The organism is Bacillus sp. Je.9.29.b (assembly GCF_051129925.1).
Taxonomy (GTDB): Bacteria; Bacillota; Bacilli; order Bacillales; family Bacillaceae; genus Bacillus; species Bacillus safensis.
Genome location: NZ_JBCPSO010000007.1, coordinates 60,542 through 73,375 on the forward strand (window position 1 = coordinate 60,542; position 12,834 = coordinate 73,375).

Consider the following 12,834-nt stretch of genomic DNA (forward strand, 5'->3'; position numbering starts at 1 on the left):
TTTTTGTTATATATTGATCAAAGACGGCCCGAGGGTGGGAATCATATTGATATATTTTTGATCTCTCATTTTGAGCTGTCAGAAGAGTCGTATGAAGATGTTCTAAGTTTCAATAACGATATGCTTGGCTTTAAACCAACCTGTTCGTATTGTATGGACACACTGTCGATAGAGGAAGAATTTGAATTTGATTTTCCTTGTGACATGCTTGCTGTTCAAAGATATGTAGATGACTTACTAAATAGAGTTCAAGCCAACAAACTTCCTGAACTGACACATAAGGATTTTGATTTTTTATCACAACAATAAACCCAGGGCATCCCCTGGGTTTTACAAATGATCCTCTTTCAAAATACGCAAAAGTGACTCAGAATTGGTTTGAAGCGGTGCGTATAGTTTCAATTGGTACAGCATGCCTTTCACGATGACTTGTCTTGGTTTTTGTTTGTTTAATTCATTTTCCAGAATGCCAAGCGCTTCAAATAATTCAGGCTCGTCTTTCACTTCATAGTGTGCTTCAGCCATCTCTCTTAATTCCTTTAAAAGAGATTCTGTGAGCGGATCGAATGACCGTTCATAAATTGGACCAAACCAATCGCTCGCTTGATCTACAGAAATGAGAGGAAGATCATTTCGCTTCATCATACCGCCCATCAAATCATCGATACGATGAATCATGGTTGTGGCCAGCTCTTCTGCTTCTAGCTGAAAATCATATAAAATTGCAAGCTCGAAATAAACGTGGCTCATGCCCTCAATCGTCAAACATAAATCAGCCATATAAGGAATAGCAGCATCTCCATACACTTGTTTAATGTTATCGATGTGAAGCTGGATGGTTGCAAGCCTAATTTGCTTTGCGAGCTGCTGCGTTTCTTCATTCAATGGAAGCGCCCTGTCGCTCAGCTGCATTTTAATAAAATCCTTTTGCTGCAAAATATTATCGTAATAGACAGTGAGCTGTTTGCGGTAGGCTTCTTTTGGTGTGCCGCCCTCTGTTTGAACCTCATGAATCCGGGTAAATACCTTATCGTAATAGTAATGAAGGATCGAAATGAGCAGTGCTTCCTTTGATTTAAAATAAAGATAAAAAGCACCCTTTGACATGTGGCATTCATCTGCAATTTCCTGAACAGACGTTGTGTTATAGCCCTTGCTGGCAAATAATTTCATGCCAGCCTCAATGATCATTTTTTCTTTCTTTTTCAAAATGAATGTCATCCTTTCTTACCGAGAGACAATTGTCTTAGGAAACGTGCGCAAAGAGATGTGACTTATCGGTCATAAACGACGAAAGTTTTCAAAAATTAATCAGATTGTAACTTGTTTTTTACAGTGTAATTCTTTATATTATAAAGTAAGGTGACCAACTGGTCAAAATATGTGAAAGGATGATGTTCCATGAGAGAAATCGATGATATGATTAGACGCCTGCGAACAAAAGGAATTCAAGTAGAAAAAGTCAAAATGCCAAAAGAGACAACCATTGAAAAGAAATGGATGTATCAAGCTGGCAAAAAGATCAAAGCCACATACCGTGATTTCAATGGGTATTCATTCATCTAAAAAAGACTGCGGTCAAAAACCTACAGTCTCTTCTTTGGAACCATAATTGTATAACGTACACCTAGATCATCATTTTCAATAGATATGGACGCTTGATGCATTGAAAGGATTCTTTTGACAATGCTTAATCCAATACCGAATTCGCCCTTTTTTCCCTTACTAAAAGGCTCGTATAGGTTGGACAGCATATGTTCTTCAATTGGAGGACCGTCATTACGAATGACAATGCGGATTTGATCCTCTTCCTGTTTCATCTGAATATCAATCTTACTTTTTGCGTAGCGAAGTTGATTTTCTAGTACATTCTCAAATAATTTGCTCCATTGTTCTGGATCGCCTTCAAGAGCAGCCTCATCATCTAAGTCCACGTTCCACTGCAATTCATTTTTCGACCAGCGTATTCGGTCGACCACTTCCAGCATCGTATTACTGAGTAGGAAGGAAGAATGTGCGGGATGTTGTTTTGATAAATAATCAAGCTTTGTTAAGTACAGCAGATCCTTGATTTTCTTCTCAAGCTTTTCCGCTTCACCTTCAATGACTTCCACCGTTTGTTCAAGATCTCCCTTAGGAAAAATACCATCTTTAATGGACTGCGTGTAGCCGCGGATGACCATGACAGGTGTCTTTAAGTCATGTGAAATATTCTGCAAAAGTGTCCGTTCTGTTTCATCTTTTTGAATGAGTTTTTGTCTCATTTCTTCAATGGTATGACCAAGTTTGCCAATTTCATCTTGCCGGTCAACGATGACAGGGTCGTCCCAGTCCTCTTGGGCAATCCGTTTGACGTGCTTTTCAAACGCAACGATTGGTCGGGATAGATAGCGGGCAAGCCAAATCGATGGAATCCAGCTTAGTAAAATAACAGTGCCTAAGATAAAGATCAGCTGTTTAAACAGCGTAAAGGACAGGTCGTCTCGATAAGAATCTGGTGCATAGGACAGAAGAATATATTGTGTATTGCCTGATGATACTTTTTTGATGACAAAAAAGATATGCTGGCCGTTCACCTCTTCAGAATACCGTTTCGTTGCGCTTTTCTGTTTTTTCACAAACGATTGGATTTTCTCAATAAAGGCATGCGGAAAAAACTGCGCCATTTGATCTAATTCATCTGACGGGATCAAAATGTGCTGCACGGAGCGGTTTTCCGGTGTCGACTTTGGCGAGCCGTCTCGGTTCAATGGATATTCTGTCAGCACTTGCTGTTCATTTTCGATATTTTTATAAATTTCATTTGTGAAGAAGTCACGTAATGTATTGGAAAATAGAATAATCAGGACAATGGAAATGGTGAGCAAAATGCCAGAGATCACAACCCAAATTTGAAAAGCGAGCGGTTTGTTCTTCATCCTTTAAGCATCCTATAGCCAAATCCATAGATGGTCTCGACCTTTAAGTCGGGCATTTTTTTGCGCAGCCGTCTGACAAGGTCATCCACCACACGATCTGTCCCGAAGTAATCGTGTCCCCAAATCTTGACGAGGATATCTTCACGCGAAAAAGCATGTCCCTGGTGATGTGTAAATAAAAGCAGCAAGTCAAATTCCTTAGAAGTTAAGTTAATGAGCTGCCCCTCTTCATAGACCTCTCTTACATCCTCATGAATGATATAAGAAGAAACTGAAGTGACGCTTTGCTGCTGCGGGGTATCGCTGTTTTTATACACAAGCTCCAGCAGCTTTTGAACCCGAATGATCAGCTCACGCGGAAGAAACGGCTTTGCAATATAATCACTGCTTCCCAGCTCTAAACCGAGGACACGGTCGATATCTGCATCACGGGCTGAAATGAAAATGACCGGTACGTCAGGTGATGCGGCTTTAATTTCTTTAATGAGGGTATAGCCGTCTGTATCAGGCAGCATGATATCTAAAATCCATAGATGCGGCGGCTTGTTCATGGCCTCGCGTGCCGCTTCTCCAGTTAAAAAAGAGGAGACATTCCAATCTTCACTCTCTAAATATTTGGTTAACAGTTCATTTAAGTTTTGTTCATCTTCAACTAAATAAATGGTGTACGACAAAGTCTTCCACATCCTCTCAACGTCATTATAAAGGGATACGAAGGCGGCATGTCAACAATCACACGCTTTTTTCACAATTTCACATATTCTTCTCATCATTATCCCATAATGTTTGATTATGATAAGGTCAAGGGAAAAAAGGGCATAGACAAAAGGCGGATGAATAGGTGCTTTTCATCAATGTGCGCACCTTGCTTTTTTTCTATGAATAAGTATTATATAATTTGACATATTGCCATAAAGTAATTTTCAATGATCTTTCCATTAAGAGGACCTGAGTCCTATCTAGACATATGAATGAAACATGATGTAAAGGAGTGCAAGCGATGGATTTCCGAAGAGAAGATGAAGAGAATAAGATGAATCATCCAGAAAATCAAGACAATGAAATGAATCAGCAAAAAGATACCTATCCAGAGAATGAGAAACAAATAGACGCACCAAAAAAAGAGAAGGAACTTGTTTTTCACCAGCATGAAAACGAAGCATCTGCCACTCAGGAGAGTGTGACAAATCATTCTCCTCAAATGGTGGATGACCGTGCGTCGAAAAAAGAGAAAAAGCGGAAGGCGGCATGGCTGAGCCCGATTCTTGGAGGAATTATTGGCGGGGGTCTTGTACTTGGCATTACACCGCTTTTGCCGCAGTCACAGGATACAGCTGCTAACACGCAAACGCAGACCGCATCAAGCGAGCCGGCAGCCTCAGATAATTTCTCGACAAAACAAATCACCAATGCCACAAATGTGGCTGATATGGTAGAAGATTTAGAGCCCACCATTGTTGGGGTCTCAAACTATCAATCTACACAAAATTCGTTTGGCCTGAGCGGTGATCAAACAGAAGCTGAAGCTGGAACAGGCTCTGGTGTCATCTTCAAAAAAGATGGCAAAAAAGCGTACATTATTACAAATAACCATGTTGTCGAAGGTGCCAATAAAATCAAGGTCACCCTTTATGATGGAAAAACGAAAGACGCAAAGCTTGTCGGCAGTGATGTCATGACCGATTTAGCCGTTGTTGAAATGAACGCAGACGGCATTGATAAAGTGGCGAGCTTTGGTGATTCTTCTAAGCTTCGTGCTGGAGATAAAGTCATTGCCATTGGGAATCCGCTCGGTGCACAGTTCTCGGGTACTGTGACAGAAGGAATTATTAGTGGTCTTGATCGTACCGTAGAAGCAAATACGTCATCTGGTACGGTGGAGATGAATGTGCTGCAAACAGATGCAGCCATTAACCCAGGAAACAGCGGGGGACCCCTTATCAATACTGATGGTCAAGTCATTGGCATCAACAGCTTGAAAATCAGCGAAAGCGGTGTGGAATCACTCGGATTTGCGATCCCAAGTAACGATGTCAAACCGATTGTAGATGAGCTGTTGAAAAATGGAAAAGTCGAACGTCCATACCTTGGCGTACAAATGATTGACCTTGAGCAAGTGCCTGAGACGTATCAGGAAAATACGCTCGGCTTATTTGATAAACAAATCGGCAAAGGCATTTACGTAAAGGATGTTTCAAAAGGTTCACCTGCTCAAAAAGCAGGCTTGAAATCTGGAGATGTCATCATTAAGTTCAAAGGAAAAGACGTAGTGAACAGCTCTCAGCTGAAAGAAATTCTTTACAAAGAAACAAAAGTCGGCGATAAAACCACAATGACTGTCATCCGTGAAGGAAAGAATAAAAATCTAGATATTACCCTTGGACAGTCAGATAGCGAATAAATGAAAAAACAGGTGGATGTCAACATATCCGCCTGTTTTTTTGTGCTTATTTTTTTGAAGAGAGTGTACGTAGTATGATCTGTTCCCACATGTTCCACGGCAGAAGCTGCTTTGCTGTGAATGAAAGTCGTACGCCTTTTCCAACAAGATATCTCAGCCGTTTCAGCCGCTTCTTTTCTGCTAATCGTACAACAAGCTCTGCCACTTCACGAGGATCTCCATAGTTGGATTTCTGGACATCAATATGGGCCATCATCTTTTGATAGAGTTTTGTGTATTTCGATCCTTCTGCTGGCTGAATCATTTGCTCGTTCATGGAGGTGTTCCAAATATTCGTCTGGAAAGAGCCCGGCTCGATCAAGACCGCCTGTATACCGAACGAAGCCAGTTCAATCCGCAAGCTTTCTGTATAGCCTTCCAACGCAAACTTAGATGATACATATGGAGAAAGTGCAGGCATTCCCATCAATCCGCTGATACTGCTTATATTGAAAATCTTTGCACCACTCGTCATAAACGGCAGCACGGCTTGGGTCATTTCCATCACACCGAAGACATTCACTTCAAATTGTTGGCGGTACGTGTCAACAGGAACCTCCTCTGCAAAACCAGCAAAGGCTGTTCCCGCATTGTTCACAAGCAGGGTAATGGGTGCATAGGCATGAAGTTTCTTCTGAAATGCTTGAATCGACTGCGTATCGGTCACATCTAACATTTCAATATGTATCATGCCGGATAAAGAGGCTTGCTCGATTTCTTCAGCGAGCTTTTTTGCATTGGTTTCCTGTCTGACGCCGGCAATCACTGTATAGCCCCGCTTGGCGAGACGCATCGTGATGAGCTTGCCAAAGCCGCTATTGGCACCAGTTACAATGGCTGTTTTTTTCATCATCCGGTTCTCCTTTTTGTTTCAATTTATCATAGTAGGCTGTTTTATTGAATAACAAAAAGGAGCCTGGAGAAGAATAAAAAGCGATGCTGTGAAATAGGAGGAAACCCATGATGTGTTGGAAGAAGGCGGGACGAATAGGAGTGCTGCTCTTTATGCTGTCCGGCTGTCAATCAGTTGAACCGTTACAACAAACACATGAAGCAGAAGCAGAAAGTCTGTCAGCTGTTCAAATGAAGGAACTGCCATTTCAGCATGTGCATCTGCTTGTCCAATATGGTCAGAAAAACGAACTATACGAAGCGACTTATCGTCAGGCAAGAGGCAAAGAGGAGGCAATCATTCGTGATCACATGAATGGTGTCCGCTATGAAGGAGAAGAAGCCTTGCGCGAGATGAAGATGAAGCTGAATGATATGTCGATTCCTAGTGCAACGATCAATGAAGCGTATGTAAATGAACTATTAGCTGCTTTTAATTTAGATGATGATTATCAGCGGATTCAGATCGATCTAAAGCTCGAGGATGGGACCAAACGTACATTCCAAAGGAAGAAATAAACGAGACTTTCTCATTTTTTAATTGAAAATGATTTTCAAGATCACTTAAATCTGATACACTAAATTGAGATAAGTGATCTTTTACGTCTGTACATAGACGATATTTCATATAAAAATTTGGATGAGAAAAGGAGCGTTTGAGCGGAATGAGTGCCATTTCTACTGAAGGTTTAAGCTTAGGCTACGGAGAAACAATGATCATCGATGAACTAAATGTATCAATCCCTAAGGGTGAAATCACAGTATTTATTGGCAGTAATGGATGCGGTAAATCCACACTACTTCGCTCTTTGGCCCGTCTCATGAAGCCAATGGGTGGTTCTGTCCTGCTTGAAGGTCATTCCATTGCAAAATTACCAACAAAAGAAGTAGCGAAACAGCTCGCCATTCTTCCACAAGGACCAGAAGCGCCAGAAGGATTAACCGTGCATCAGTTAGTGAAGCAAGGCAGATATCCTTATCAAAATTGGCTGAAGCAGTGGTCGAAGCAAGATGAAGAAGCAGTGAACCGCGCATTAAAGTCAACAAAGATGGAAGATCTTGCTGATCGGACCGTTGATTCATTATCAGGTGGACAAAGGCAGCGTGCATGGATTGCGATGACGCTGGCCCAAGAGACCGATATTATTTTGTTAGATGAGCCGACGACATATTTAGACATGACACATCAAATCGAAATTTTGGACCTTCTGTTTGATTTAAATGAGAAAGAGCAGCGCACGATTGTGATGGTTCTTCATGATCTCAATCTTGCATGCAGATATGCTCATCATCTTGTGGCGATTAAAGACAAGTCAATCTATGCAGAAGGCAGACCAGAAACAGTGATTAATTGTGATCTCGTGAAAAATGTCTTTGATATGAATTGCCAAGTGACAACAGATCCTTTATTTGGAACACCATTATGTATTCCGCACGGTAGAGGACGCTGTATTGTGCAGCAAGCGCAAGCTGAAACGTTTCTTGCTGCAAGATAATCGTATGTCAAAAGCCTGACATCTGTATCTCACAGAGTCAGGCTTTTTTCTGAAAAAGGAGCGGAATATCAATGGGAAATGAATTAGATGAAAAGCTGGAAGGCTTGCTTGATAAATATACAGAGCTGCTGCTCGGTGAATCAACAGACGAGCTGAAACAAGATGTGAAACAATGGGTGATCTACTCCCATATCGCAAAAAGCATGCCGCCGCTAGCAAAGCATTTCAATGAAACGTATCCAGAAGCAAAAGAAGAAATCAAACACACGATTCAACGAATCAAACAGTTGAACGAAGCTCACCGCGCCAATAAAGACCGTTAAAAAACTGCCAGTAGCGTGTAGACAAACCCTCGCATTCTTTGTCAGTCCTGCGCGCTGGTGCTCACGAATGTTCAATTCGCTCCGCGCCAGTGCTCGTCCTTCCTAGACTGCAAAGGTTTTCTATCACGCTGAAAAGAAGACAAAGGGCTAAAATCAACATCATTTTAGCCCTTTGTCAACAATTGACTGCCAGCTCCAACTGGCAGTTTTTTTCTTATGACATTTGTGATGAACCGTACGGAGATTGATCTGTCAGTGTTTGCTGGAATTTCTGATGTGCCTGCTGGAGCTTTTGCTGATCAGCGGCTTCAACAGAATACCAGCCATATCGGAACATGACATCATATAAATGTCTTTGTGTTTTCTGTGTTTCCAGTGCAATTCGCTGAATATCCTGGTAAAGAGATTCATGACTGAATTCATTGAGCGCTGTGTTGTATCCACTTGTCATATATTTTTCAGTCGATAAGAGATCTGTGACGAAATCACGATCGTTCATGTTGGTTGTTGTGGGAACCGGAGTTTGTGGATTCCCGATTTTTTGTTGATTTTGCTGTTCCATGTTTTTTCCTCCTATTGCATAAAGCCAGTAGACTGGCCTTGCCCTGAGCTGCCTAAATGCTGAAGAATTTGTGTGTAATGCTGATGATGCATTTGCCCAACTTGATTTAATTCTTGTTTCAATGTTTGGTCCTGGCAATGCTCGGCCATAAAATGAGCCTTTTTCATGGCGATCAAGTTCCAGTTGAGCATATCCTCTAAGTACAAGGAATCCTTCACTGAAATGACTTCTGGGGGCATATTCATTTGCTGATTGTTCAACTTGTGTTCCTCCTTACGAATTTGTTTCCTTACTGATTCTTTTTATATTGCTGATTTTGACTGGTTTTTTTCCCGCCTAGGTCTGCTTCCTGTGATGGACCTGCGTTTCCTTTTACACTTGCAGCACTAACGCCTGCTTTCGATGGGTTTTTCTTCAAACGAGACATGTGGACATCACCTCCATTCTTACAATTCCCTCTCATCTTTAATTCATACGTCACAAAATAAGGCACACGAGAATGTGTAAATTTTTGAAATCTGCTATTGAACTGTTTCGGAAAATCTTTTAAGATAAAGAAAGAGGCATTGCTTTTTTTTGGACAAAAAATGAATGACTGTTCATTCAAAATGTTTAGGGGGATATTTATGGGCAAACATATTCGCAAGGCGGCTGTCATTGGTTCAGGTGTCATGGGCTCAGGCATTGCTGCACATTTAGCCAATATTGGGATACCAGTAACACTGCTAGATATTGTGCCAAATGAACTGACAAAGGAAGAAACGGCGAAAAAGCGGACGCTTGATCACCCTAGTGTTCGGAATCGATTAAGTCAAGAAGCGATGAAAAAATTGTTAAAGCAAAAGCCAGCACCTCTTACTTCAGCAAAAAACCTATCATACATCACACCGGGAAATCTCACAGACCACCTTTCCTTATTACACGATGCTGACTGGATCATTGAAGTCGTCACTGAAAAGCTCAGCATCAAACAACACGTATTCTCTCTCATCGACGAACACCGCAAAGAAGGAAGTATCGTATCAAGCAATACATCCGGTATTTCAGTTGAAAAAATGGCAGAAGGCCGATCAGATGATTTTAAACGCCACTTTTTAGGCACACATTTTTTTAACCCAGCTCGTTATTTAAAGCTCTTAGAAATCATTCCTATTCAAGAAACAGATCCAGAAGTACTTTCATTTATGAAAACATTTGGCGAGGATGTACTCGGGAAAGGTGTGGTTGAAGCAAAAGACACACCGAACTTTATTGCAAACCGCATTGGCACTTATGGACTTCTTGTCACAGTGCGTGAAATGCTTGAGAACAAATACACAATCGGAGAAGTGGATTCTGTCACAGGTCCCCTCATTGGAAGACCGAAAAGTGCGACCTTCCGTACACTTGATGTCGTGGGGCTTGACACGTTTTCTCATGTGGCACGAAACGTATATGAACAGGTAGAAGGAAAGGAAAAAGAGATTTTTCAGCTGCCTGAGTTTATTGAAAGAATGCTCGAAAAAGGATGGATTGGCAGCAAGGCAGGCCAAGGTTTTTATCAAAAAAATGGGAAGGTCATTTTAGAGCTTGACCCAGTGACGCTCACATATGGAGAACGCACAAAGCTAAAAGATCCAGGCATTGAGATGGCGAAACAGCAAAAGGGTGCAAAAGCAAAGTTGAAAGCGCTTATTTATCAGGATGGCCGTGCAGGGCAACTGCTTTGGAATATGACAGCGCCCGTACTTCTTTATTCAGCTCATCTAAAAGGTGAAATTGCGGATGATATTCAGTCTATCGATAACGCAATGAAATGGGGATTTGGCTGGCAGCATGGCCCATTTGAGCTGTGGGATGCAATTGGTGTCAAAAAAGCCGCCGAGCGCATGGAAGCAGAAGGTCACAGCATCCCAGCGTGGGTGCAAGACATGCTGTCAAAAGGACACGAGACATTCTATCAAGAGAATGCTGAAGGAGAGCGAGCGTTTTATCAGAATGGCGTTTATGAACAGGAAAAAGGGAACGACAAACATATTTCTTTAGCTAGATTGAAAAAGAAACACGACGTTATCTTCAAAAATTCTGGTGCGAGCCTGATCGATATTGGTGATGATGTCGCCTTGCTCGAATTTCACTCTAAAAGCAATGCCATTGGACTAGATGTCATTGATATGATTAATCGTGCTGTTGATGAGACGGAAAAGAATTATAAAGGGCTTGTCATCGGAAACCAAGGGAAGAACTTCTGTGTTGGCGCAAACCTTGCCCTGATTTTAATGGAGGCACAGGACGACAATTTCTTTGAAATTGACTTTGTGATCAGACGCTTCCAGCAGGCAATGATGAAGGTGAAATATAGCAATCGCCCAGTCGTAGCCGCACCGTTTGGGATGACATTAGGAGGCGGAACAGAAGTTTGTCTGCCGGCAGCAGCTATTCAGGCGTCCAGCGAAACTTACATGGGACTTGTGGAAGCGGGAGTTGGTCTGATTCCAGGAGGCGGCGGAAACAAAGAGTTATATCTTCGTCACCTGCAAGGATCAGCGAAGCCGTCGCAGACGGCTATACAGGATGCCACGCTGAAAACATTTGAAACAATTGCAATGGCAAAAGTATCGACTTCAGCTGAGGATGCGCGGGATATGAACATGCTCCGCGTGAGCGACCGGATCAGTATGAACGGGGATCACTTGATCTATGATGCAAAACAACTGGTGCTCTCTCTTGATGAAGCCGGTTATCGTGCGCCGCTCAAGCAAAAGGTGCCGGTCATGGGAGAAACAGGCTATGCAGCGATGATTTTGGCTGCTGAAAATATGAGACTGTCAGGATACATTTCAGAGCATGACATGACCATTGTAAAGAAATTAGCTCATGTCATTTCCGGCGGGAAACTGCCATTTGGAACAGAGGTAGAGGAGCAATACTTATTAGAGCTTGAAAGAGAAGCCTTTTTAAGTCTTGTAGGGGAAGTGAAATCACAGGCACGTATGCAGCACATGCTCGTCAAAGGAAAACCTTTACGTAACTAAGGGGGAGTCAAAATGAGAGAAGCAGTCATTGTCGCTGGCGCAAGAACACCAGTAGGGAAGGCGAAAAAAGGATCGTTAAAACATGTTCGGCCTGATGATATGGGCGCATTATGTGTAAAAGAAACGCTTAAGCGTGCCGGTGAATACGACGGTCAGATAGATGATTTGATCATTGGCTGTGCAACGCCGGAAGCAGAGCAGGGGTTAAATGTGGCGCGGAATATTGGGGCATTAGCGGGACTGCCTTATACGGTACCTGCCATCACCATAAACCGTTACTGCTCGTCTGGTCTTCAATCTATCGCTTATGCGGGTGAACGAATTATGCTTGGGCAGGCAGAGACGATTTTAGCCGGAGGAGTCGAATCGATGTCGCAGGTGCCGATGATGGGGCATTCCATTCGTCCAAATGCTCTCTTGGCAGAGCAAGCACCTGAATACTACATGAGCATGGGGCACACGGCAGAGCAAGTGGCGCAAAAGTATCAGGTCACACGTCAAGATCAGGACGCCTTTGCGGTGAGGAGTCATCAAAAGGCAGCAAAGGCACTTCAAGAGGGGAAATTTTCAGATGAAATTGTGCCTGTTGATGTAACAGAGCGACGGGTAGGAGAGCAATATCAATTAGAAGAGCATCAATTCACGTTCTCACAGGATGAAGGTGTGAGAGCAGGCACAACGGAGGAGATTCTTTCCACATTGCGTCCAGCCTTCTCAACAAAAGGCACGGTGACCGCAGGGAACTCGTCTCAAACAAGTGACGGGGCTGCGTGTGTGATGATGATGGACCGTGAGAAAGCATCCTCACTTTCTCTTCAGCCGCTCGCTAAATTCAGAGCATTTGCTGTCGGCGGTGTACCGCCTGAGGTGATGGGGATCGGGCCGGTTGAAGCCATTCCGCGTGCGCTGAAAATCGCTGGACTGGAGCTGAAGGATATTGGTCTGTTTGAATTAAACGAAGCGTTTGCTTCTCAGGCAATTCAAGTCATTCGCCATTTAGGGATTGATGAAGAAAAGGTGAATGTCAACGGCGGGGCAATTGCGCTCGGACATCCGCTCGGCTGTACAGGAACGAAACTAACGCTGTCACTTATTCATGAAATGAAACGGCGAAATGAGCAATTTGGCATTGTCACAATGTGTATCGGCGGGGGCATGGGAGCAGCAGGCATTTTTGAATTGATCTAAAG

The 12,834-nt window shown here is 42.7% G+C and carries 15 protein-coding genes; 8 read left to right on the forward strand and 7 right to left on the reverse strand.

Annotation, left to right across the window (positions count from 1 at the left end; all coding sequences use genetic code 11):
* Positions 1 to 3: 3 nt before the first annotated feature.
* Positions 4 to 309 carry a hypothetical protein gene (locus tag AAZR19_RS14860; RefSeq protein WP_395894066.1) on the forward strand — a complete coding sequence of 102 codons (306 nt, stop codon included), beginning with the start codon at positions 4 to 6 and terminating at the stop codon, positions 307 to 309.
* 21 nt (positions 310 to 330) lie between these two features.
* Here AAZR19_RS14860 and AAZR19_RS14865 read toward each other — a convergent pair whose 3' ends face one another.
* Positions 331 to 1,209 carry a TetR/AcrR family transcriptional regulator gene (locus AAZR19_RS14865; RefSeq protein WP_087976168.1) on the reverse strand — a complete coding sequence of 293 codons (879 nt, stop codon included), beginning with the start codon at positions 1,207 to 1,209 and terminating at the stop codon, positions 331 to 333.
* A gap of 192 nt (positions 1,210 to 1,401) precedes the next feature.
* On the opposite strand from AAZR19_RS14865, the gene spxO reads away from it, so the two are divergent.
* Entirely contained in the window at positions 1,402 to 1,566 is a 165-nt protein-coding gene (spxO, locus tag AAZR19_RS14870; RefSeq protein ID WP_003212782.1) for an anti-adapter protein SpxO, read from the forward strand.
* Between the two features lie 20 nt (positions 1,567 to 1,586).
* Here the strand turns inward: spxO and AAZR19_RS14875 are convergent, their stop codons facing one another.
* Both AAZR19_RS14875 and AAZR19_RS14880 read right to left on the reverse strand, forming a co-directional pair.
* Entirely contained in the window at positions 1,587 to 2,918 is a 1,332-nt protein-coding gene (locus AAZR19_RS14875) for a HAMP domain-containing sensor histidine kinase (RefSeq protein WP_034280863.1), read from the reverse strand.
* Positions 2,915 to 3,592 (reverse strand): response regulator transcription factor, encoded by a 678-nt coding sequence (locus AAZR19_RS14880; RefSeq protein ID WP_076839980.1) that lies wholly within the window; start codon positions 3,590 to 3,592, stop codon positions 2,915 to 2,917. Before AAZR19_RS14880 ends, AAZR19_RS14875 begins: the two co-directional genes overlap by 4 nt.
* 326 nt (positions 3,593 to 3,918) lie before the next feature.
* Between AAZR19_RS14880 and AAZR19_RS14885 the strand changes: the two genes are divergently transcribed.
* Positions 3,919 to 5,319, forward strand: coding sequence for a S1C family serine protease (locus tag AAZR19_RS14885; protein WP_202738623.1), 1,401 nt, complete (start codon positions 3,919 to 3,921; stop codon positions 5,317 to 5,319).
* A gap of 46 nt (positions 5,320 to 5,365) precedes the next feature.
* Here AAZR19_RS14885 and AAZR19_RS14890 read toward each other — a convergent pair whose 3' ends face one another.
* Complete coding sequence (locus tag AAZR19_RS14890) at positions 5,366 to 6,208, reverse strand: oxidoreductase (protein WP_434703611.1); 843 nt, start codon at positions 6,206 to 6,208, stop codon at positions 5,366 to 5,368.
* 113 nt (positions 6,209 to 6,321) lie between these two features.
* Here AAZR19_RS14890 and AAZR19_RS14895 point away from each other — a divergent pair, with 113 nt between their 5' ends.
* The 3 genes from AAZR19_RS14895 (at position 6,322) to AAZR19_RS14905 (ending at position 8,068) form a co-directional block, all read left to right on the forward strand.
* A complete protein-coding gene (locus tag AAZR19_RS14895; protein WP_265191724.1) occupies positions 6,322 to 6,768 on the forward strand; it encodes a YusW family protein in 447 nt (148 codons plus the stop codon).
* Positions 6,769 to 6,914: 146 nt separating this feature from the next.
* Entirely contained in the window at positions 6,915 to 7,745 is an 831-nt protein-coding gene (locus AAZR19_RS14900; RefSeq protein ID WP_008347057.1) for an ABC transporter ATP-binding protein, read from the forward strand.
* Positions 7,746 to 7,816: 71 nt separating this feature from the next.
* Positions 7,817 to 8,068, forward strand: coding sequence for a YusU family protein (locus tag AAZR19_RS14905; RefSeq protein WP_024423411.1), 252 nt, complete (start codon positions 7,817 to 7,819; stop codon positions 8,066 to 8,068).
* A 214-nt stretch (positions 8,069 to 8,282) separates the two neighbouring features.
* On the opposite strand, the gene AAZR19_RS14910 is transcribed toward AAZR19_RS14905, so the two are convergent.
* The 3 genes from AAZR19_RS14910 to AAZR19_RS14920 are packed head-to-tail and all read right to left on the reverse strand — an operon-like array spanning position 8,283 to position 9,057.
* Positions 8,283 to 8,630 (reverse strand): spore coat protein, encoded by a 348-nt coding sequence (locus tag AAZR19_RS14910; RefSeq protein ID WP_024423410.1) that lies wholly within the window; start codon positions 8,628 to 8,630, stop codon positions 8,283 to 8,285.
* Between the two features lie 11 nt (positions 8,631 to 8,641).
* The gene (locus AAZR19_RS14915) at positions 8,642 to 8,875 is read right to left on the reverse strand and encodes a hypothetical protein (protein WP_224426662.1); all 234 of its coding nucleotides are present in this window, start codon (positions 8,873 to 8,875) and stop codon (positions 8,642 to 8,644) included.
* A 44-nt stretch (positions 8,876 to 8,919) separates the two neighbouring features.
* On the reverse strand, positions 8,920 to 9,057 hold the full coding sequence (locus AAZR19_RS14920) for a YuzL family protein (RefSeq protein ID WP_003212904.1): 138 nt from the start codon (positions 9,055 to 9,057) through the stop codon (positions 8,920 to 8,922).
* A 199-nt stretch (positions 9,058 to 9,256) separates the two neighbouring features.
* Between AAZR19_RS14920 and AAZR19_RS14925 the strand changes: the two genes are divergently transcribed.
* The gene (locus AAZR19_RS14925; RefSeq protein WP_349905520.1) at positions 9,257 to 11,644 is read left to right on the forward strand and encodes a 3-hydroxyacyl-CoA dehydrogenase/enoyl-CoA hydratase family protein; all 2,388 of its coding nucleotides are present in this window, start codon (positions 9,257 to 9,259) and stop codon (positions 11,642 to 11,644) included.
* Positions 11,645 to 11,656: 12 nt separating this feature from the next.
* Positions 11,657 to 12,832, forward strand: a complete 1,176-nt coding sequence (locus tag AAZR19_RS14930) for an acetyl-CoA C-acetyltransferase (RefSeq protein ID WP_041088345.1) — start codon at positions 11,657 to 11,659, stop codon at positions 12,830 to 12,832.
* Positions 12,833 to 12,834: the final 2 nt, after the last annotated feature.